This is a genomic window from Shinella sp. SUS2 (genome assembly GCF_001262505.1).
Taxonomy (GTDB): domain Bacteria; phylum Pseudomonadota; class Alphaproteobacteria; order Rhizobiales; family Rhizobiaceae; genus Shinella.
In genome coordinates, this window is record NZ_KQ410745.1 from 32,025 (window position 1) to 51,599 (window position 19,575).

Below are 19,575 nucleotides of genomic sequence, written 5' to 3' on the forward strand. Positions count from 1 at the left end.
CCGAGGAAACCCCCATGAAATCAAGAACCAGCCTGCCCGCCGTCTTCCTGGCGCCGCCGCTCGTCATCCTGGCGGTGCTCGCCTTCGTGCCGACCGCCTATGCCATCTACATTTCCTTCCGCAACCGCGAGCTCAGCCGTCCCGACGGCAGCTTCGTCGGCCTTGCCAACTATATCGATCTCTTCTCCGACCGCCGCTTCGTCAATGCGGTGGGCGTGTCGCTGACATGGGAGGTGATAACGGTCACGCTGACCCTTCTCGTCGCGATCGTGCTCGGCATCCTGCTCTTTGAATTTGCCTCGATGCGCCAGAGGGCGGTGCTGACGCTGGTCTTCCTGGTGCCGGTCATCCTGCCGCGCGTCTCGGCCGCCTTCGTCTGGAAATTCGCCTTCCACCCGCTCTACGGCATCATCACCTATCCCTACAAGATGATCACCGGCCAGCCGCTCGACGTGCTGTCGAGCCCCGCCACGGCGCTGATGACGGTCGCGCTGGTCGATGTCTGGCAATGGGGCCTGTTCTTTTCGGTCATCGTGCTGAAACTGCTCGAAACCCTGCCGCCGCAGCCCTTCGAGGCCGCGCGCCTCGACCATGCGCGGCGCTGGGAGATCTATGCCTATGTCGCCCTGCCCATGTTGAAGGCGCCACTCATCTCGCTCACCTTCATCAAGATGATCGAGTCCCTGCGCGCCTTCGACCTCATCTATGTCATGACCCGCGGGGGACCCGGCATCGCGACGGAAACGCTCGACATGTATGCCTTCTCGCAGGGTTTCATCGAATCTGGCCGCATCTCCTATGCCTCCAGCATGGCGGTGCTGATGATGCTGGCGACGACCGTCATCTTCACGGTGATCTGGAAGAGGGTGAAGCCATGAACGTCTCCCGTTTCCTCGGCCGCTCCGTTCTCTATCTTGCGGCCTTTTCCGCCGTCTTCCCCATGGTCTGGACGGCGATCAACGCCTTCAAGAACCGCGTCGATATCGTCACGCCCACGCCGCTCTTCCTCTTCACGCCGACACTCGACAACTTCGCCTATGTGCTGGGTCGGGAAAGCGTCGCGGCGGGCCTTCTCAATTCGCTGCTCGCTGCCGGCGGATCGGTGCTGATCGGCGCGCTGCTCGGCCTGCCGGCGGCCTATGCCATCGCGCGCTATCCGAACCGCTGGTCGGCCGACATCCAGTTCTTCGTGTTGTCGCTACGTTTCCTGCCGCCGGTCGCCGTGGCGATACCGCTCATGGTGATCTGGCTCGATCTCGGCCTCTACGACACGCGGCTCTCGCTGATCGTCACCTATACGCTGTTGACGCTCGCGACCGTCATCTGGCTCGGCGTGCCGGCCTTCGCCCGCGTGCCGAAAGAGGTCGAGGAGGCGGCGCGGGTCGATGGCTACGGCCCCTATGCGGTCTTCCTGCGCGTCGCCTTGCCGATCGCCTCGCGCTCGCTCATAGGCGCGGTCGCCTTTGCCTTCGTGCTGGTCTGGAACGAGTTCCTGATCGCGCTGATGCTGACGACCTCGGATGCCAAGACGTTGCCGATCGTCGCCTCGGAACTCACCCAGCTCGGCCGCGACGTGCCCTGGGGCATCCTCAACGCCTCGGTGGTGCTGCTCTCCATTCCGCCGCTCCTGCTTGTCGGGATCCTCAGCGGCCTCCTCAACAATGCGTTCCGGCGCAAGAGCAATTGATGACAGGACAATCTTCCATGCAAGCCTTGGTTCTCGAAGAGAAGGGCGTGCTTGCCCTTCGCGACATCGATCTCCCGCTTTCCGTCGGGCCGGAGGATGTCAAGATCGCCGTCCATACGGTCGGCGTCTGCGGCAGCGACGTGCACTACTATACCCATGGCGCGATCGGCGCCTATGTGGTGCAGGCGCCCATGGTGCTCGGCCATGAGGCCGCGGGCACCGTCGTCGCGGTCGGGGAAAACGTCCGCTCCCTCTCGGTCGGCGACCGGGTCTGCATGGAGCCCGGCATTCCCGACCTTTCCTCCCGCGCCGCGAAGCTCGGCCTCTACAATGTCGATCCCGCCGTACGCTTCTGGGCGACGCCGCCGGTGCATGGGGTTCTTGCTCCCTATGCCGTTCACCCTGCCGCCTTCACCTACCGCCTGCCGGACAATGTTTCCTTCGCGGAAGGCGCGATGGTCGAGCCGTTCGCCATCGGCATGCAGGCGGCCACCCGCGCCCGCATCGTGCCGGGAGACGTCGCGGCGGTCATCGGCGCCGGTCCCATCGGCATCATGGTGGCGCTGGCGGCGCTGGCCGGCGGGTGCAGCCGGGTCTTCATCTCGGATTTTTCCGCCGAGAAGCTGGCGATCGCGGCCGCCTATCCGGGCATCGAGCCGGTGAATGTCGGCAAGACCCCCTTCGCAGCCGCCGTCGCTGCCGCAACCGGGGGATGGGGCGCCGACGTCGTCTTCGAGGCCAGCGGCAGCGCGAAGGCCTTCGAGGGCCTCTTCGATCTCGTGCGGCCGGGCGGTGCCGTCGTGCTGGTCGGCCTGCCGGTCGATGCGGTGCGCTTCGACGTCCCGGGCGCCATTTCCAAGGAGGTGCGCGTGGAAACGGTCTTCCGCTACGCCAATGTCTTCGACCGCGCCCTTGAACTCATCGCGTCCGGCAAGGTCGATCTGAAGCCGCTGATAACGGGCACCTATGCCTTTGGCGAAAGCGTCGCCGCCTTTGAGCGGGCGGCCGAAGCGCGGCCGACCGACGTGAAACTGCAAATCCGCGTGCAGGAGGAGAACTGAGCATGGCAAACATCGTCTGCACCCGCGTCGACAAGGCCTATGGCGCGGTCAATGTCATCAGGGACTTCAACCTGGAGATCGCGGACCACGAATTCGTGGTCTTCCTCGGCCCCTCCGGCTGCGGGAAATCGACGCTCCTGCGCATGATCGCCGGGCTGGAGGAAATCTCCGGCGGAGAGGTCTGCATCGCCGGCCGCACCGTTAACGACCTAGAACCGCGCGACCGCGGCGTTGCGATGGTCTTCCAGAACTACGCGCTCTATCCGCACATGACGATCTACGACAACATCGCCTTCGGCCTGAGGCGCATGAAGGTCGACAAGACCGAGATCGACAGCCGCATCAAGACGGTCGCCGGCACGCTCGGCCTGGAGCCCTACCTTGCCCGCAAGCCGACGGAGCTTTCCGGCGGCCAGCAGCAGCGCGTGGCGATTGCCCGCGCCATGATCAAGACGCCGCGCGTCTTCCTCTTCGACGAGCCGCTCTCCAACCTCGATGCCAAGCTGCGCAACCACATGCGCGTCGAGATCGCGCGGCTGCACCAGACGCTCAAGACCACGACGATCTATGTTACACATGACCAGCTCGAGGCGATGACCCTGGCCGATCGTATCGTGCTCATGAAAGGCGGAGCGATCGAACAGGTTGGCACGCCTGCTGAAATCTACGAGCGTCCCCGCACGCTCTTCGTCGCCGGCTTCATCGGCACGCCGAACATGAATTTCCTCGACGTAACAGCGCGCTCCGCTGGTGAAAGCTGGCTGCTGGAGGGCGACGGGCTGCGTTTCAGGGTCGATCGCAGCCGGTTCGACCTGAAGGAGGGACAGGCCCTTACCCTCGGCGTGCGGCCGTCGTCGCTGTCGCCCGCAGCTGGCGAAGACACGCGGGAGAACACCCTTGCCGGCATTGCCGACCTCGTCGAGTTTCACGGTGACAGTGCCCTGGTTTCCTTCCGTGTGGGCGGCAGGGAGATCGGCGCTCTCGTTCCTGCGAGCAGCCGGCCCGTAACCGGCGCCCCCGTCGCCTTCTCGGCCGACGAAGCGAACCTCCACCTCTTCGATCGCATGACGGGTCTTTCGATGTTGCGGACGGGATCGTAAGGTCAGCGGGTGATTCACCCTGGACAGAGGAGTTCCTGCATGGCCGAGGCGACCGATGCGATCCTGGCGCTTTGCAGGACGTTGCCGCCGACCAGGGCGGCCGTTGTCCACCCGGTCAAGCCGAATGTGATGGAAGCCATCGACGAGGCGGTGCGGGAAAAGCTCATCGTACCGATCCTGATCGGACCCAAGGCAAAGATCGAGGAGGCGGCCACGGTTGCTTCGGTCGATATTTCTGGCTGGGAACTGGTGGACGTGGAACACAGCCACGCCGCTGCCGCGACGGCTGCGGAGCTGGCGGCGGGGCATCAGGTCGATGCGATCATGAAGGGCTCGCTCCACACCGACGAACTGCTCGGAGCCGTCGTGCGGTCAGATGCCGGGCTGAGGACGGAGCGCAGGATCAGCCACGCCTATCTCATGAGCATTGCGAGTTATCCCAAGCCCTTCATCATTACCGATGCAGCGGTGAACATCCTCCCGGACCTGCCGGTCAAGGCCGACATCGTGCAGAATGCCGCCGATCTCTGGCGGGTGGTCTTCGGTGACGGAAACCTTCCCAAGGTGGCTGTCCTTGCCGCCGTGGAGACGGTCAATCCGAAGATGCAGGCGACGCTTGATGCCGCAGCGCTTTGCAAGATGGCCGATCGTGGCCAGATCACAGGTTGCCTCATCGACGGCCCGCTGGCCTTCGACAACGCGATCAGTGCGGAGGCCGCCCGGGAAAAGGGCATCGTCTCCATGGTTGCCGGCGAGGCGGATATCCTTGTCGTTCCCGATATCGAGGCCGGCAACATGCTGGCCAAGCAGCTGACCTTCCTTGGAGGGGCCGAGGCCGCCGGCATCGTGCTCGGCGCGCGCGTGCCCGTTATTCTGACGAGCCGGGCGGACAACGAGCGGACGCGGCTGTTGTCCTGCGCGCTCGCGGTGCTTCTGGCCGAGGCGCGCGACAAGGGGCAGATCAAGTGAAGGACGTCCTCCTTGTCCTCAATACAGGATCGTCCAGTCTCAAGTTCCAGGTGCTGGGCTACGAGGGGTTCGAGGTACTTGCCAACGGGAAGGTGACGGGGATCGGCACGAGCGCCCGCCTATCGGCAACCGTTGCGGATGCAGGACGGACGATCGACAGCCCGCTTGATGGCAACGACCATGACACGGCCCTGTCGGCCGTTCTGGACCTTATCGATCGCTTCGATGACGGTTGGCGCATGGTGGCAGCGGTGCATCGCATCGTCCATGGCGGTGCACAGTTCGTCGAGCCCGTCATCGTGACGCCGGAAATCGTCAGGGCGCTCAAGGCGCTCAATCCGCTGGCGCCGCTGCACCAGCCTTACAATCTCGCGGGCATCGAGGCGTCGGATCGGCTGGCGGGGCATGCGCCCGACATTGCCTGTTTCGACACGGCGTTCCACGCGGGGCACGATCCGCTCTTCCAGACTTTCGCAATCGAGAAGCCGCTGCGCGACAGGGGCATGCGCCGCTACGGCTTCCATGGCATTTCCTATGAGTGGATTGCCCGGGCTCTGGAGCAGGACCATCCCGATATCGCCCGGGGCAAGGTGGTTGTCGCCCATCTCGGCAACGGTGCCAGCCTCTGTGCTCTCGATAACGGCGTCAGCGTCGACACGACCATGGGCATGACCGCGCTCGACGGCATTCCCATGGGAACGCGAAGCGGAGCGATCGATGGCGGTGCGGTGACCTATATGCTGCGTGCGTTGGGCATGACGGTGGAACAGGTGGAAGCCGCTCTCTACGAGCATTCCGGCCTGAAGGGCCTGTCGGGGATCAGCAACGACGTGAAGACGTTGCTGGAGTGCGGCGAGCCGGCTGCCCGATTTGCACTCGATTATTTCACGCTCAAGGTCTCGCAATATGCCGCGATGATGGCGGTTTCGATGGGCGGACTCGACGCCTTCGTCTTCACGGGGGGCATCGGCGAGAACGCGAGCCCGATCCGGGAGGCGATCGTTGCAAGGCTTGCGTTTCTGCCGCCGTTCCAGACCCTTGTAGTCCCGGCCAACGAGGAAATGATGATGGCGATCCATGCACGCGCACTGCTGGAGGCACGGCGATGAAAGGGCTGATCGTCGGTCTGGCGAACGACCAGTCATTGGCCTGGGGCTGCGCCGTGGCGCTCAAGGCGCTCGGTGCTGAAATCGCTGTCACCTATCAAAATGACAAGGCAAGGCCGCATGTGGAGCCGCTTGCCAGGGAGCTCGGGGCGCCGATCGTCCTGCCGCTCGACGTGTGCCGGCCGGAACAGATGGACGATGTCTTCAAGGCCATCGCGGCCCACTGGGGCCGGCTCGACTTCCTGCTGCATTCGATTGCCTTCGCACCCAAGGCGGATCTGCACGGACGGGTCGTCGACAGCTCGCCGGACGGGTTTTCGACTGCCATGGATGTTTCCTGCCATTCGCTCGTTCGGCTTGCCAAACGCGCGGAGCCACTGATGTCCGATGGTGGCGCGATCCTCACCATGAGTTTTTATGGATCCGAGAAGGTCGTCCCCGGCTATGGCATCATGGGGCCGGTTAAGGCAGCCCTCGAATCCACGGTGCGCTATCTGGCGGTGGATCTGGGCGACAAGGCGATCCGCGTGAATGCGCTCTCCACAGGGCCGGTCAAGACCCGTGCCGCGTCGGGCCTTTCGCATTTCGACGACCTGTTGGCAAAGGCTGCGGAAGAGACGCCGCTCAAACAGCTGGTCACCCTTGAACAGGTCGGGGAGGCTGCGTCGTTTCTGCTGTCGGACAAGGCGCGGTTCATCACCGGACAGACGATCTATGTCGATGCCGGCTACAATGTTCGGGCTTGAAACCCGGCGGCGACGCCATCTATCGCCCAGCCCGCGTCATAGCGGGATCGAGGCGCAGTTCGATATCCGGCGGGCAGGAGATGGTCTATCCTTGGCGCTCCGGAAGATCGACGCGCAGTCCGTCGAGCGTGTCCGTCAGCTTGATCTGGCAGGACAGGCGCGAGCGGGCGGGGTCCGGGTCGTGGGCGAAGTCCAGCATGTCCTGTTCCAGCGCCGAGATGGCCGGCAGACGGTCCACCCATTCGGGCGCGACATAGACGTGGCAGGTGGAACAGGAACAGGCCCCGCCGCACTCGGCAAGGATGCCGCGCACATCATCGTCACGGGCCGCCTCCATTAGCGTCAACCCGGCGGCGGCTTCCACGACATGGAGGCTCCCGTCATGTTCCACAAAGGTGATCTGGACCATGGTCGCTTTCCTTTCGTTTGGAACTCTTCAGGGCAGAAGCGCCGTTGCCTCGACCTCGACCAGGAATTCCGGTCGGGTGAAGCCGGAAACGATCATGAGCGTGGAGGCAGGCTTGACCGGGAGATCGGCGACGAGGCGGTCGCGCACCGCCATATAGTCGGCCATGTGCACGCGTTCCGTCACGAAGGCGTTGAAGCGCAGGACATGGGAAAAGTCCGCGCCGGCCTCGGCAAGGATGGCGCGGATATTGGCGAAGCACAGTTCCGCCTGGGCCGTGACCCCTTCGGGGATCGTGCCGTCGCCGGCAAGGGCGAGCTGGCCGGAGGTGACGACGATTCTTCCCGAGGCGACACCGTGGGAATAGCGGCCGAAAGGTGCGGGCAGGCTGGCGGGTTGCAGTGTCTTCATGGGTCACGCCTCCTTGCCGGCAAGTCCGCAGCGGCGCAGGAAAAGTGCGGTCGCTTCGGCGATGATGCGGTCCGCATCGAGTGCCTCGCTTTCCGGCCGGTCCATCAACACGCGCGCCTGCGCCTCGTATTCGGCATAGTGTTGGGTCACGGCCCAGATGTTCATCTGGAAGAGCAGGGGATCGACGGGTGTTATCTTGCCACTGTCGATCCATTGCTGGATCACGGCGTTCGCCTCCTCGACCGCGGCCTTGAGCGCCGCCCAGTGGGGCGTCATCTCGGGTGCGCCACGGGCAATCTCATTGGCGAAGAAGCGTGAGAGGTCGGGGAATTCCAGCGTATGGCGTACCTTGCGCTCTATATACTGGGTGATCGCTAGCGCCGGATCGTCGCGCGAGGCGGAGAGGAAGAAGATGTCCTTGTAGGCTCCGACGATGTCGCTGAGGACCTGCTGGTAGAGCTCCTCCTTGGAGGAGATGTAGTAGTGTAGCTGGGCCTTGGTGATGCCCGCTGTCTGCGCGATCGCCTGGGTGGAGGTGCCTGACAGGCCGTTGCGCGCGAACTCCTGGATGGCCGCGTTGCGGATGGCGGCGTGGATTTCCTGCCGCTTTTTCTGAAGGGTGCTCATGGGCGGTCCTGGCCTTCCTGGCGATGCGTCGGGATCGGACCGGCACGGGGTGGGTGCCGGTCCGTGGTTTTGTTTACTTGCCCGTCAGCTTGGCCTTGATGTCGAGCCCCTTGCCCTTGTTGACGAAGCGCGTATCGGCGACCTTCGAGAGATCGACGGCGCCAGCCTCGATGATCTTGCTTTCGACGGCAAGGTCATGGAAGGCCTTGATGCGCTCGGGGCTCATCGCGCCGATGCCCTTTTCCACCGCTTCGCCGGAATCGATGATCTGAAGCTTGTCGAATTGCGCCATCTCGGCGTCGAGCTTTTCGACCGTCATTTCCGGATTGGCGGCGATGATCGCTGCATAGGCCGCCTTGCGATCGCCGTAGAGGTAGTTGTTCCAGCCCTCAATGGAAGCGTCGAGGAAACGCTGCACGAGGTCGGGGTTGTTCTCGACCAGTTCGTTGCGCGTCTCGATGATCGAGCCGTAGGTGCTCCAGCCCTGATCGGCGAGCAGGAACACGTCGACCTCGGCGCCCTCCTTTGCGGCATAGAGCGGCTCGGCGGTGCCATAGGCCTGCTGCACCATCTTCTTGTCGCTCAGGAACTGCGCGAGGTTGAAGCCGTAGGGGCGCAGCTGTTCATCCTGGAAACCGAGGCGGGTGACCATCCACTGCCAGAAGCTGAACTGGCCGTCCTTGGAAACGAGCACGGACGGTGCCTTGGTGAGCGCCGCAAAATCGGCATATTCGCCCTTGTGCGCCATGAAGGCCTGCGGATCCTTCTGGAAGATCGCTGCCACGACCGTGGTGGGAATGCCGTTGCGCACATTGTCGAAAGCGAGCAGCAGGTTGCCGCCCATCAGAAAGTCGAGCCGGCCGGCCGGCAGCATCGGGCGGGTGTTGACCTGCGGGCCACCCATCTTGATCTCGACGTCGAGGCCGTATTTGGCATAGGTGCCGTCCACCACGGCCTGGTAGAAGCCGCCATGGCCGCCTTGGGCCAGCCAGTTGGTACCGAAGACGACCTTGTCGGCGGCCCAGGAGGAGCCGGCGGCGAGCAGCATGCCCACGGCGGCGAAAAGACTTGTCATGTGTTTCATGCGCGTTTCCCCTTTGGTTGTTTCAGGCGTCGGTGCGGGCCATGCCATCGGTCCAGCCCCGGGTCTTGCCGGGGTTCATCAGGCCGTATGGATCGGCGCGCTTCTTGAACTCGATCTGCGTCTGGTCGATCTGCTTCATGCCGCCGTCCTCGATGGTCACCACATGAGGGTCGAAGATCGTGCAGCCGTCCGTCTCCTCCAGTTCGGCGATCAGGCGGTACATGGCCTCTTCGCCGCGATAGCGCACCAACGGCAGGGCGAAGATCTGCACCTCGCCGTCCATACGCGCCATTTCGTGGTGCCAGTAGATCTCCTCGCCGTAGCGGGCCATCTGGCGGAGCACGAGGTCGGGATCGAAGGGCCGCGGATAGGCGACCTGCAGATAGGTCCAGCTCTTGTCCGCCTTGAGGGCCTGCAGCGTGGTGTGGTTCCAGCCGCATTCATAGGCCGGTTGCAGGCCGGCGGCGCGGATCTCCGGCTTGCTCATGGCAAACGAGATGCGCCCGCCAAGGGCCTCCGCCTCGGCGGTGAAGCGGGCCATCTCCTGCGGCGCGACCATGGCGAAGACGGCGTCCCGGTCTGCGGGAAAGAGATCGCCGAGCTTGTTGTAGAAGGGCGCAAAGCGACGCTCGACGGTGGTCAGCAGGTAGCAGTCGAGCCCCTTCTGCTGCGCCAGCGACGCGAAACGTAGCGCGGCGTCGTAGCCGTTGAAGAGCGCGGCGGTATGGATCCAGTCCGTTGCGCGGGTGAGGCCGACGCCGAGCTCCACCACGATTCCGTTGGTGCCATAGGCGTGCTGCACCTTCTGCACGTCTTCGCCGTGGAGCTCGATGACCTGCGGTTCCGGTTCGACGGTGACGACCTTGGCATAGGTGAGGTTGCCGGGGTCGCGCAGCATGCCATGGCGCAGCGAGCCGATGCCGCCAGAGCCGCCGGCGACGAAGCCGCCGATGGTCGCCATCTGGCGGGTCGAAGGATACATCATCAGTTCCTGCCCGGTCTCGTGCGCAGCGTCATCGAGCCGCGAGATGCGGGCGCCCGCCTCCACGCGCACATGGCCGTCCGTGATCTCGATCACTCTGTCGAGGCGGGTGAGGTCCATGACGATACCGCCGTCCAGCGGCACGCACTGGCCGTAATTGCCGGTGCCGCCGCCGCGCAGTGTAAGCGGAACCTTGTGGCGGGCGACGACGGAGGCGACATGCACGACCTCCTCAAGGGTCTGGGGTACGACCACCAGCTCGCCCAGCTTGTCCTTCAGCTGCTCGTTGAGGATGGGGCTATACCAGAAGTAGTCGCGCGAACGCGCGGCGATGTAGTTCTCGTCGTCATGCAGGCGGATCCCATTCAGCGCCGTCTTGATCGACGCCCAGTCGCGGTGTCCGGTCATGTCTGTTCTCCTTCGTGGTCGGTCAGGATGCGGCCGCCCCGCCAGACCTGTCGGTCGGCGCGGGGACGGCTCAGGGCATCGGTCAGATCCTCGGCGTCGAGCCGGATGAAATCGGCGGGGCCGCCCTCGACAAGCGCAAGGCTCCGGCCCATCCAACGGGCCGGTGTCTCGCTCACCGCGTCCAGCCAGTCCTCCGGCTGGAGGTGGCCGAGCAGGGTCGCGCTGCGAAAGGCGTCGAAGAGGTCATAGTCGCCGAAGGGGAAGAAGGCGTCGCGCACGTTGTCGGAGCCGATCATCACGGCAAGGCCTGCGTCCCGCGCCTCATGCAGGGGCGCAAGGCCGCGCAGGCGCGGCGTGCGGCCGGCCCTGGCGTCCTGCAGGTAGGCGTTGCAGCCTGGCAGTACCGTCAGTCCGACACCCGCTGCGCCCGCTCGGGCGAGAATGTCCGCCACCTCCGAGGGATCACGCACCGAGAGCGCGCAGCCATGACCGCACAACACCCGGCCGGAAAGGCCACGCCTTTCGGTTTCCGCCACGATGGCATCGATGCCGCGCGCCTCGATGTCCAACCCCTCATCGACATGGAAGTCGAGCAGAAGATCGTACTTTTCCGCAAGGTCGAAGACGTGCGCGAGCCGGGCCTCGAGGTCATTGTTGCGATAGATGAATGCCCCGAGCACCCCACCCGTCGCCTTGACCTCACCGGCGATGGCTTCGCCGATATCGGCGAAGAGATCGAGCGGCGTCAACGAGGCAAGCTCCAGATGGAGGCGACCCTGCCATTCGTCGGCAAGCCCGCGCAGCACGGTCCAGGCTGCCGGCGGCGTCGCGCCGTACCAGTCGACATGGCTGCGCATCAGCGCCGTGCCGTGCCGATAGGCGCGATCCAGTCCCCGGCCTGCCCGCCGGCGCAGATCGGCGTCGTCCCAGAGTGTGGCATCGGCCTGCATCATCTCGATGGCGTGGAAGAGCGATGTGGCACGGGCCGGCATCCGGGAGGCGGTGAAGGTCTTGTCGAGATGGGTGTGAACGTCGGCCAGGAGCGGCAGGATGAGGCCGCCATCGCGGCTTGCCGAGGGGGCGAGGGTCGTGATGCGGCCGCCGCTGATGGCGATGTCCCAATGGCCCTCCCGGCCAGCCAGGCTGGCGCCTGCAAGGCGCAGGCCCGCTGCGCCGGCATCGGCGAGGCTGGTGGTCTCGATGGTCCGCATGAGGTTCACGTCTCGCGCTTGATTTCGCTTTCGTGCCAGTGGCCGAGCACGAGGTTCGACAGCCAGGACGTGACGAGGAAGATCCCGACCCCCAGCACCGAGACGAGGAACAGCGCGGCGAACATGCGCGGGATCTCGTTGCGGAAGCTCGATTCGAGGATGCGTGAGGCAAGGCCGGTGTTCTGCCCCGCCGTACCTGCGACGAATTCGGCGACGACCGCGCCGATCAGCGACAGGCCGCCGGCGATCTTCAGCGCGGCCATGAAGTAGGGGAGTGCCGAGGGGATCAGCAGGTGGCGCAGGCGCTGCCAGGGCGTCGCCTGATAGAGCCGGAACATGTCGCGCAGGTTATGGTCGGCGCTGCGCAGGCCGATCGCAGTGTTCGACAGGATCGGGAAGAACGCGACGATCCAGGCGCAGATGAGCAGCGCGAAGAAGGTGTTGCTGACATAGATGAGGATCAGCGGTGCGATGGCGATGATCGGCGTTACCTGCAGGATGACGGCGAAGGGAAAGAGGCACATTTCCACCGTGCGCGACAAGGCAAAGAGCATGCCGAGCAGCACGCCGCCGATGATGGCGAGGCTGAGTGACAGCAGCGTCAGCTTCACCGTGAAGGCCGCGCTCTGCATCAGGGACGACCAGTCCTCGACCAGCGTCTTTGCGATCAGGCTCGGCGCGGGGATCAGGTAATGCGGAACCTCGTTGTACCAGACGAGGAATTCCCACAGTCCAAGCACCACCAGAATCGAGATGATGGGCATGATGACGCGCAGGCGCCGTTCGCGGCGTTCGAGCAGGATGCGCGGATCGGCGATTTCGCTTTCGGCAACGGCCGGATCAATGGTTGAGATCGACATGGTCCATGGTCCCTTCGAGCGCGTTGCTGACCAGACGGCAGTTCTCGGTGTACTCGGATGTCATGCGGTAGGCGCTCGTGCGCGTCTCGGCGCCGGGCAGCGCGATGTCGTGCACCACGCGGCCGGGGCGCGCGGCCATGACCACGACGCGGCTGGAGAGATAGACGGATTCGAAGACCGAATGAGTGACGAAGATCACTGTCAGCCCGTGCGAGCGCCAGAGGCCCAGCACCTCGTCGTTGAGCTTGGATCGGGTCATCTCGTCCAGCGCTGCGAAGGGTTCGTCCATCAAGAGCAGCTTCGGCTTCGTCACCATGGCGCGGGCAATGGAAACGCGCATCTTCATGCCGCCCGAAAGTTCGCGCGGATAGGAGCGGGCGAAATTGGCAAGGCCCACCATGGAAAGGGCCTCTTCCACGCGGGCTTTCGCCTCGCCCTTGCCGAGCCCCTGCAGTTTCAGGGGGAGGAAGACGTTGTCGAAGACCGTTGCCCAGGGCATCAGCGTCGCTTCCTGGAAGACATAGCCGATATCGCTGCCGTGGGGACTTTCGCCGGCCGGATGACCGTTGACCGTGATCGAACCCGAGGAGAGGGACAGGAGACCGGAGATCATCTTCAGCGCGGTGCTTTTGCCGCAGCCCGAAGGGCCGAGAAAGGACACGAACTCACCGCTGCGGATCGTCAGCGACATGCCGCGCAGCGCCACGGTACCGTTTGCGAAGCGCTTGTAGACGTCCTTCATGTCGATGAGGGCGGGCGCGCCGGTCAGGCCGGCGGCCTTGGGGAGAGGGCTTGCCGCGTTCATGCTACCACTCCGGCTTTCTGTCCAGCCAGTCGGCTGGCAGGCTGTCGATCTCTGCCATGGCCTCGACGAGGCGCGCCACGGCGTGGTCGAGGGTCGCATCACCCTTTTCGGCGGTGGCGAGATGCGCCTCGCCGCAGGCCCCGGCCGTGCTGAAATCCTGTGTCTTCCAGCCGGGTTTTGCGCCCCGGCCGAGGCCGAGGTGGCGGAAGTTTTCGAAAAGGTCCTGGCCGCGCGAGCGGAAGTCACGGGCCGCGGCCATGGTTACATTGCCGGGGTCGAGTGCCAGCATGACGGAGGTCTCCATGTCGCCGGCATGGATGCCGTGGGTGCGCTCGACATCGGAATAGACGCCCTCGGGCATGCCAAAGCCGAACCAGTTGACCGAGAAGGCCAGCATGTCATGGGCAACGCGCAGCTGGCGGGTCACGACGTCCATGACCGGAATGTTGCCGCCATGGCCGTTGAGGAGGATGAACTTGCGGACCCCCGAGCGCGCCACGCTGGCGCCGATTTCGGTCAGCACGCGGATCAGCGTTTCGGCCGAAAGGGTGAGCGTGCCGGGATAGTCGATATGCTCGTCGCTCTTGCAGACGGCCTGCGTGGGCAGGAACAGCACCGGACTATCCTCCGGCAGGGCTTTTGCGAGGCGGCGCGCTACCCCGTCGACGGTACAGCTGTCGACGGACATCGGCAGGTGCGGTCCGTGCTGCTCGATGGCTCCGATGGGCAGGACGGCGATGAGGCGTCCCCGATCGAGCGCTGCGAAATCACGGCTGGAATAGTCGGCCCAGAAGCGCTTCATCGGGAAGCCTCCATGCCGTTACGGATACCCGTTGATGACAGAAGTTCCATCTTGCTCCTCCTCTTCCTCCGAGGTTAGATAAACAAACTCATAGCAAATGGTCAAACTATTTGGTATGTTCTTTCCAGATGTTACGGTAAGCTTTTGATTGTCATCATGTTTATTCGTGGCTTTCTGCCGCCGGGAGGGTGGTTGGAATGCAGTCTGGGAGGGATTTATGAAACGACCGCGCCTGCTGATCACCCGTCCCTTGCCGGCCGCCGTGCACGAGCGGGCCGGCGCCCTCTTCGACCTGACGATCCGCAAGGACGTCGGCGCCACGACGGCGGCGGAGCTTTCCGCCGCGCTCCGCGATCACGACGCGATCCTGCCTTCTCTCGGCGATGTCTTCTCGCCGGCGGTGTTTGCCGATGGGGCATTGCCGCGCTGCCGCATCCTTGCCAATTTCGGCGCCGGGGTCAGCCATATCGACCTTGCGGCAGCGGCGCGCGCAGGCATTGCCGTCACCAACACGCCGGGGGCCGTCACCGGCCCGACAGCCGACCTTGCGATGCTGCTCCTCCTGATGACCGCGCGCCGTGCGGGCGAGGGGGAGCGGCTGGTGCGGTCCGGGGCATGGAAGGGCTGGCATCCCGTACAGCTTCTCGGCCGGGATGTTTCCGGCAGCACGATCGGCATTGTCGGCATGGGGCGTATCGGGCAGGAGGTCGCCCGCCGCGCCGCTGCCGGTTTCGGCATGCGGGTGCTGTTCCACAACCGCTCGCCGAAGACCGTGTCCGGCATGGACGCGACACAGGTGCCCCTGGACGATCTGCTGCAACGCGCCGATTTTGTCGTTCTGACCGTGCCGGGTGGCAGCGAGACGCGCCACCTGATCGACGAGCGTGCCTTCGCTTTGATGCGGCCTGAGGCGCATCTCGTCAACGTCTCGCGCGGCGAGGTGGTGGACGAGGTGGCCCTGATCCGCGCCCTCGAATGCCGGCAGATCGCCGGGGCGGCGCTCGATGTCTATGAATTCGAGCCCGCCGTGCCGGCCGCCCTCCGCGAGCGTGACGACGTCGTTCTGCTGCCCCATCTCGGTTCGGCGACGCAGGCGGCACGCGCGGCGATGGGCATGACGGCGCTCGACAATCTGGAGGCCTTTTTCCGCGGCGATGCGCTGGAAAACCGGGTCGCGTGAGCAGGAGCGAGGGGAGGACGACATGAACCACATAGCGATCCTGGGAGCAGGACAGGCCGGGTCGTCGCTGGCGGCCAAACTGCGGGTCCTTGGTTTTGGCGGGCGCATCACGCTCATCGGTGAAGAAGACACGCTGCCCTACCAGCGCCCGCCACTCTCCAAGAAATACCTGATGAAGGAAATGACGCTGGAGCAGCTGCACCTGCGGCCCGAGCGGTTCTACGCGGACAATGACATTGCCCTGCGGCTCGGTGAAAGGATCGTCGCGATCGACCGCGCCGCGCGGCAGATCCGTCTCGATGACGACCGCGTATCTTATGACCAGCTGGCGCTGACGACCGGCGCGACGCCGCGTTCACTGCCGGCCGCGCTCGGTGGCGACCTGTCCGGCGTCTATGTGGTGCGCAATCTGGCCGATGTCGATCGTATGGCCCCGGAGTTCCGCGAGGGGCGACGGGTGCTGGTCGTCGGGGGCGGCTATATCGGGCTGGAGGCCGCGGCGGTGGCGGCCAGGCTCGGCCTCAAGGTGACACTCATTGAGGCGGCGCCCCGTATTCTCCAGCGCGTCGCCGCGCCGGAAACTTCCGATTATTTCCGGAGCCTTCATGCCGGCAACGGTGTCGAAATCCTCGAGGGCACCGGCCTGGCTGGGCTGGAACGCGGGGAGGCGATCTCGGTGGTGTTGGCGGATGGCTCACGCCGGGAGGTGGACTTCGTCATCGCCGGCATCGGCGTGACGGCCAATGACGGGCTCGCGGCGGCGGCGGGTCTCGCCTGCGATGGCGGTGTTATCGTCGATGCGCATGGCAGGACAGGAGATCCCGCCATCTGGGCGGCCGGTGATTGCGCGCGCCTGCCCTATCGCGGTGACATGATCCGGCTGGAGAGTGTGCAGAACGCCATCGACCAGGCTGAAGCCGTCGCGGCCAATATGCTGGGTGCGGCGATGGATTATGTGCCGAAGCCCTGGTTCTGGTCCGACCAGTATGACGTGAAGCTGCAGATCGCCGGCCTGAACACGACATTTGACCGGGTTGTGGTGCGATCGGGAGCGAACGAGAAGGCACGTTCGCACTGGTATTTTCGCGAGGGCGTGCTGCTTGCCGTCGATGCGATGAACGAGCCGCGCAGCTACATGGTGGGCAAGCGCTTGATCGAGGCCGGGCGTTCACCCTTGCCGGAGCAGGTGGCCGATGCGGGTTTCGATTTGAAAACCCTGATATGACGGGTTCAAGCCGTGTTCCACCGTGCGGTCTGTCTGGCGCGGTGGTGCAGGCCGTACGGCGTTCTGATGCATTCATGCGCGCGCCGTCTGGGCCGGTTGCTTGACGGTGCGCAAAAGAACATATAGTGAACATTCATGAAGAAATCGATGAAGCAGCGCTTAGCGATCCTCTCGGATGCCGCCAAATACGATGCCTCGTGCGCTTCGAGTGGAACGGTGAAGCGGGACTCCATGGAAAGCGGCGGGCTCGGCTCGACGGAGGGAGCCGGAATTTGCCATGCCTATGCTCCCGACGGCCGATGCATTTCGCTTCTCAAGATTCTTCTCACCAACTTCTGCATCTTCGATTGCGCCTATTGCATCAACCGCTCGTCCAGCAATGTGGAACGAGCCCGGTTCACGCCAGAAGAGGTGGTCTGGCTGACGCTGGAGTTCTACCGCCGCAACTATATCGAAGGGCTGTTCCTGTCGTCGGGCATCATCCGCTCGCCCGATCACACAATGGGAGAGATGGTGCGCGTGGCGCGGGAGCTGCGAACGGTGCATGGATTTGGCGGCTACATCCATCTGAAATCCATTCCCGATGCCGCGCCGGAGCTGATCGAACAGGCGGGGCTTTACGCCGATCGCCTGTCGCTCAACATCGAGCTTCCGACGGATGCCGGCATCGGGCGCTTCGCGCCGCAGAAGCGCCCGGAGGGAATTCGCCGTGCGATGGGCGACCTGCGCCGCAAGATCGAAGCGGCGGACGAGCCGACCTTACAGTCGAAACGACGCAAGCGCTTCGTGCCGGGTGGGCAGAGCACGCAGATGATCGTCGGGGCCGACGGTGCGGATGATGCAACCATCCTGAAAACGAGCGCCCGGCTCTATGGCAGCTACGGACTGAAGCGTGTCTACTATTCCGCCTTCAGCCCCATCCCTGACGCCTCCCGTGCGCTTCCGCTGATCAAGCCGCCGCTGGTTCGTGAACACCGGCTCTACCAGGCCGACTGGCTCTATCGCTTCTACGGTTTCGGCGTCGACGAAATCACGGCATCAACCGGCGGCATGCTCGATCTCGACATGGACCCGAAGCTCGCCTGGGCTCTCGCCAATCGCGATGCGTTTCCAGTGGATGTCAACCGGGCCGAGCGGGAACGGCTGCTGCGCGTGCCTGGCTTCGGCACGAAGACCGTGGAGGCCATTCTTTCCAGCCGCCGCCTCCGCCGTCTGCGGCTGGAGGACCTGGCAAGGCTCGGCGTTTCGCTGCGCAAGGTACGTGCCTTCATCGAAACGGACGGTTGGACGCCCCGCCGCCTTGCCGACCGGGCCGACCTGAAGGCGTTCTTCGCACCCAGGCCGGTACAGCTTTCGCTGCTCTGATGCACAGGGTCTTCCTTCTCGGCCGCGGTGACTTTGCCGAATGGCGGGATGCGGCCCGCGCACTCGCTGCCGCCGGTGTTGCACCGCGGGAGGTGGAATGGCGGACGTCGGGGGAGAACGAGCTCTTTGCGGCGGGGCAGAACCTGCCGAAAGCCTTGCCTCGGGCGCGGGCGCTCACCGTTCCCGCCGGTTTTCTGGAGTTGGCCGAGGCGGTCGTCTGCCATACCGAACCCGGCCGTTTCCATCTCCTCTACAGGCTGCTCTGGCGCCTGCAATCCGATAGGAACCTTCTCGCGCTGCCGGCGGACGAGGATGTTGCCCGGGCACGGCTGCTTGCCAGAAATGTTCATCGCGATAGCCACAAGATGACGGCCTTCGTACGCTTCAAGGAGGTTTTCGGAGAAGCGGTGGGCCGCCGCCGGTTCGTCGCCTGGTTCGAGCCGTCGCATTTCGTGGTTGCCCGCACGGCGCCTTTCTTCCGTCGACGCTTTGCCGATATGGACTGGATGATCGCCACCCCGCGCGGGTCGGCGCGCTGGGATGGCGAGACCCTGGCCTTCGATCCGCGCCCTTGTGAAAATCCCGGCCATGACGACCCGACGGATGACCTCTGGTGCACCTACTATGCGAGCATCTTCAATCCGGCCCGGCTCAAGGTGAAGGCCATGCAGACGGAGATGCCGAAGAAGTACTGGCGCAACCTGCCGGAGGCGGCGCTGATTCCAGGCCTCATCGCCCATGCCGAGGCGAATGTGCGCGCCATGGCCGAACGCGCCGCCAGCGATCCGCCGCTCTTTCACCATCGTCTTCAGGATGCCGCCCCGACATTGCCGCAGGTCGGGCTGGAAAGCCCGGGCACGCTTGATGCGCTGCGCGAAGAGGCAGGACGGTGCACGCGGTGCACGCTGCATTGCGCCGCCACGCAAACCGTATTTGGCGAGGGGCCACAGGGTGCACGGATCATGATGGTCGGGGAGCAACCGGGTGATCAGGAGGATCTTGCTGGCCGTCCTTTTGTCGGCCCGGCAGGCAGGGTCTTGGACGCCGCGCTGCACGAGGCGGGCATCGCCCGCGACAGTCTCTATCTGACGAATGCGGTAAAGCACTTCAAATATGTCCCTCGTGGCAAGCGCCGTCTTCACCAGCGACCGGACAGGGGCGAGATCGAGCACTGCCGGTGGTGGCTTGCCAAGGAGATCGATGCTGTCCAGCCGAGCCTTGTCGTCACGCTCGGCGCGACCGCCCTCCATGCGCTGATCGGAGAGCGCCGCCCGCTCAGTGAAGTTCGCGGCAAGCCGATCGCCATGGAAGGCGCGCGGTTGCTCTACCCCACAATCCACCCATCCCATCTGCTGCGCCTTCCGGACGGCGCGGAACGGTTGAGGCAGCATGCCCTTTTCGTTGAGGATCTGCGTGCCATCCGGGCAATGATCGAGCGGGCGCATTCCCTTTGCTGAAGGAATCGGTGGTGCGGCGTTTGGCTTCAGGGGGCGTTGCGCCGCCTTCTCGATAAAGGTCGTTCCCTGCCCGGCAATTTATG

20 protein-coding genes are annotated in these 19,575 nt (G+C 64.6%); 11 read left to right on the forward strand and 9 right to left on the reverse strand.

The window, feature by feature from the left end:
- Positions 1 to 14: 14 nt before the first annotated feature.
- From AKG11_RS27800 to fabI, 7 genes are read left to right on the forward strand one after another with little or no spacing between them, the layout of a single operon-like run.
- The gene (locus AKG11_RS27800; protein ID WP_023512084.1) at positions 15 to 878 is read left to right on the forward strand and encodes a carbohydrate ABC transporter permease; all 864 of its coding nucleotides are present in this window, start codon (positions 15 to 17) and stop codon (positions 876 to 878) included.
- Positions 875 to 1,687, forward strand: a complete 813-nt coding sequence (locus AKG11_RS27805) for a carbohydrate ABC transporter permease (protein ID WP_050746245.1) — start codon at positions 875 to 877, stop codon at positions 1,685 to 1,687. The genes AKG11_RS27800 and AKG11_RS27805 overlap by 4 nt, the downstream gene beginning before the upstream one ends.
- A 17-nt stretch (positions 1,688 to 1,704) precedes the next feature.
- Positions 1,705 to 2,748 carry an NAD(P)-dependent alcohol dehydrogenase gene (locus AKG11_RS27810; RefSeq protein WP_050746246.1) on the forward strand — a complete coding sequence of 348 codons (1,044 nt, stop codon included), beginning with the start codon at positions 1,705 to 1,707 and terminating at the stop codon, positions 2,746 to 2,748.
- Between the two features lie 2 nt (positions 2,749 to 2,750).
- On the forward strand, positions 2,751 to 3,848 hold the full coding sequence (locus AKG11_RS27815; protein WP_050746247.1) for an ABC transporter ATP-binding protein: 1,098 nt from the start codon (positions 2,751 to 2,753) through the stop codon (positions 3,846 to 3,848).
- Positions 3,849 to 3,887: 39 nt separating this feature from the next.
- Complete coding sequence (locus tag AKG11_RS27820) at positions 3,888 to 4,817, forward strand: bifunctional enoyl-CoA hydratase/phosphate acetyltransferase (RefSeq protein WP_050746248.1); 930 nt, start codon at positions 3,888 to 3,890, stop codon at positions 4,815 to 4,817.
- Positions 4,814 to 5,926, forward strand: coding sequence for an acetate/propionate family kinase (locus AKG11_RS27825; protein ID WP_050746249.1), 1,113 nt, complete (start codon positions 4,814 to 4,816; stop codon positions 5,924 to 5,926). The genes AKG11_RS27820 and AKG11_RS27825 overlap by 4 nt, the downstream gene beginning before the upstream one ends.
- Positions 5,923 to 6,669: an enoyl-ACP reductase FabI gene (gene fabI, locus AKG11_RS27830; RefSeq protein ID WP_050746250.1), complete on the forward strand. Its 747-nt coding sequence runs from the start codon at positions 5,923 to 5,925 to the stop codon at positions 6,667 to 6,669. The genes AKG11_RS27825 and fabI overlap by 4 nt, the downstream gene beginning before the upstream one ends.
- Positions 6,670 to 6,754: 85 nt before the next feature.
- On the opposite strand, the gene AKG11_RS27835 is transcribed toward fabI, so the two are convergent.
- The 9 genes from AKG11_RS27835 to AKG11_RS27875 form a co-directional block, all read right to left on the reverse strand.
- The gene (locus AKG11_RS27835) at positions 6,755 to 7,078 is read right to left on the reverse strand and encodes a 2Fe-2S iron-sulfur cluster-binding protein (protein WP_023512077.1); all 324 of its coding nucleotides are present in this window, start codon (positions 7,076 to 7,078) and stop codon (positions 6,755 to 6,757) included.
- Between the two features lie 27 nt (positions 7,079 to 7,105).
- The gene (locus tag AKG11_RS27840; RefSeq protein ID WP_050746251.1) at positions 7,106 to 7,486 is read right to left on the reverse strand and encodes a RidA family protein; all 381 of its coding nucleotides are present in this window, start codon (positions 7,484 to 7,486) and stop codon (positions 7,106 to 7,108) included.
- A 3-nt stretch (positions 7,487 to 7,489) separates the two neighbouring features.
- Positions 7,490 to 8,113, reverse strand: a complete 624-nt coding sequence (locus tag AKG11_RS27845; protein ID WP_050746252.1) for a TetR family transcriptional regulator C-terminal domain-containing protein — start codon at positions 8,111 to 8,113, stop codon at positions 7,490 to 7,492.
- A gap of 73 nt (positions 8,114 to 8,186) precedes the next feature.
- A complete protein-coding gene (locus tag AKG11_RS27850; RefSeq protein WP_050746253.1) occupies positions 8,187 to 9,197 on the reverse strand; it encodes an ABC transporter substrate-binding protein in 1,011 nt (336 codons plus the stop codon).
- 22 nt (positions 9,198 to 9,219) lie between these two features.
- On the reverse strand, positions 9,220 to 10,587 hold the full coding sequence (locus tag AKG11_RS27855) for an FAD-binding oxidoreductase (protein ID WP_023512617.1): 1,368 nt from the start codon (positions 10,585 to 10,587) through the stop codon (positions 9,220 to 9,222).
- On the reverse strand, positions 10,584 to 11,798 hold the full coding sequence (locus AKG11_RS27860; RefSeq protein WP_050746267.1) for an amidohydrolase family protein: 1,215 nt from the start codon (positions 11,796 to 11,798) through the stop codon (positions 10,584 to 10,586). Before AKG11_RS27860 ends, AKG11_RS27855 begins: the two co-directional genes overlap by 4 nt.
- Before the next feature lie 5 nt (positions 11,799 to 11,803).
- Positions 11,804 to 12,652, reverse strand: coding sequence for an ABC transporter permease (locus tag AKG11_RS27865; protein ID WP_371260158.1), 849 nt, complete (start codon positions 12,650 to 12,652; stop codon positions 11,804 to 11,806).
- Positions 12,639 to 13,463 (reverse strand): ABC transporter ATP-binding protein, encoded by an 825-nt coding sequence (locus tag AKG11_RS27870; protein WP_023512614.1) that lies wholly within the window; start codon positions 13,461 to 13,463, stop codon positions 12,639 to 12,641. The genes AKG11_RS27865 and AKG11_RS27870 overlap by 14 nt, the downstream gene beginning before the upstream one ends.
- Position 13,464: 1 nt before the next feature.
- The gene (locus tag AKG11_RS27875) at positions 13,465 to 14,265 is read right to left on the reverse strand and encodes a creatininase family protein (protein WP_050746254.1); all 801 of its coding nucleotides are present in this window, start codon (positions 14,263 to 14,265) and stop codon (positions 13,465 to 13,467) included.
- 217 nt (positions 14,266 to 14,482) lie between these two features.
- On the opposite strand from AKG11_RS27875, the gene AKG11_RS27880 reads away from it, so the two are divergent.
- The 4 genes from AKG11_RS27880 to AKG11_RS27895 all read left to right on the forward strand — a co-directional run bounded on the left by AKG11_RS27880 (position 14,483) and on the right by AKG11_RS27895 (position 19,492).
- Positions 14,483 to 15,445: a 2-hydroxyacid dehydrogenase gene (locus AKG11_RS27880; protein ID WP_050746255.1), complete on the forward strand. Its 963-nt coding sequence runs from the start codon at positions 14,483 to 14,485 to the stop codon at positions 15,443 to 15,445.
- A 22-nt stretch (positions 15,446 to 15,467) separates the two neighbouring features.
- A complete protein-coding gene (locus tag AKG11_RS27885) occupies positions 15,468 to 16,670 on the forward strand; it encodes an NAD(P)/FAD-dependent oxidoreductase (protein WP_050746256.1) in 1,203 nt (400 codons plus the stop codon).
- Positions 16,671 to 16,805: 135 nt separating this feature from the next.
- Positions 16,806 to 18,035, forward strand: a complete 1,230-nt coding sequence (locus tag AKG11_RS27890; RefSeq protein WP_024269883.1) for a putative DNA modification/repair radical SAM protein — start codon at positions 16,806 to 16,808, stop codon at positions 18,033 to 18,035.
- Positions 18,035 to 19,492 carry a UdgX family uracil-DNA binding protein gene (locus AKG11_RS27895; protein WP_050746257.1) on the forward strand — a complete coding sequence of 486 codons (1,458 nt, stop codon included), beginning with the start codon at positions 18,035 to 18,037 and terminating at the stop codon, positions 19,490 to 19,492. Before AKG11_RS27890 ends, AKG11_RS27895 begins: the two co-directional genes overlap by 1 nt.
- Positions 19,493 to 19,575: the final 83 nt, after the last annotated feature.

Excerpts from the sequence above, each read along its gene's own strand:
- AKG11_RS27840 (WP_050746251.1), bottom strand. The coding sequence starts at position 7,486 with ATGAAGACACTGCAACCCGCCAGCCTGCCCGCACCTTTCGGCCGCTAT.
- AKG11_RS27845 (WP_050746252.1), bottom strand. The coding sequence starts at position 8,113 with ATGAGCACCCTTCAGAAAAAGCGGCAGGAAATCCACGCCGCCATCCGC.
- AKG11_RS27855 (WP_023512617.1), bottom strand. The coding sequence starts at position 10,587 with ATGACCGGACACCGCGACTGGGCGTCGATCAAGACGGCGCTGAATGGG.
- fabI (WP_050746250.1), top strand. The coding sequence starts at position 5,923 with ATGAAAGGGCTGATCGTCGGTCTGGCGAACGACCAGTCATTGGCCTGG.
- AKG11_RS27820 (WP_050746248.1), top strand. The coding sequence starts at position 3,888 with ATGGCCGAGGCGACCGATGCGATCCTGGCGCTTTGCAGGACGTTGCCG.
- AKG11_RS27835 (WP_023512077.1), bottom strand. The coding sequence starts at position 7,078 with ATGGTCCAGATCACCTTTGTGGAACATGACGGGAGCCTCCATGTCGTG.
- AKG11_RS27890 (WP_024269883.1), top strand. The coding sequence starts at position 16,806 with ATGAAGAAATCGATGAAGCAGCGCTTAGCGATCCTCTCGGATGCCGCC.
- AKG11_RS27875 (WP_050746254.1), bottom strand. The coding sequence starts at position 14,265 with ATGAAGCGCTTCTGGGCCGACTATTCCAGCCGTGATTTCGCAGCGCTC.
- AKG11_RS27860 (WP_050746267.1), bottom strand. The coding sequence starts at position 11,798 with ATGCGGACCATCGAGACCACCAGCCTCGCCGATGCCGGCGCAGCGGGC.
- AKG11_RS27885 (WP_050746256.1), top strand. The coding sequence starts at position 15,468 with ATGAACCACATAGCGATCCTGGGAGCAGGACAGGCCGGGTCGTCGCTG.
- AKG11_RS27810 (WP_050746246.1), top strand. The coding sequence starts at position 1,705 with ATGCAAGCCTTGGTTCTCGAAGAGAAGGGCGTGCTTGCCCTTCGCGAC.
- AKG11_RS27880 (WP_050746255.1), top strand. The coding sequence starts at position 14,483 with ATGAAACGACCGCGCCTGCTGATCACCCGTCCCTTGCCGGCCGCCGTG.
- AKG11_RS27805 (WP_050746245.1), top strand. The coding sequence starts at position 875 with ATGAACGTCTCCCGTTTCCTCGGCCGCTCCGTTCTCTATCTTGCGGCC.
- AKG11_RS27850 (WP_050746253.1), bottom strand. The coding sequence starts at position 9,197 with ATGAAACACATGACAAGTCTTTTCGCCGCCGTGGGCATGCTGCTCGCC.
- AKG11_RS27800 (WP_023512084.1), top strand. The coding sequence starts at position 15 with ATGAAATCAAGAACCAGCCTGCCCGCCGTCTTCCTGGCGCCGCCGCTC.
- AKG11_RS27870 (WP_023512614.1), bottom strand. The coding sequence starts at position 13,463 with ATGAACGCGGCAAGCCCTCTCCCCAAGGCCGCCGGCCTGACCGGCGCG.
- AKG11_RS27895 (WP_050746257.1), top strand. The coding sequence starts at position 18,035 with ATGCACAGGGTCTTCCTTCTCGGCCGCGGTGACTTTGCCGAATGGCGG.
- AKG11_RS27815 (WP_050746247.1), top strand. The coding sequence starts at position 2,751 with ATGGCAAACATCGTCTGCACCCGCGTCGACAAGGCCTATGGCGCGGTC.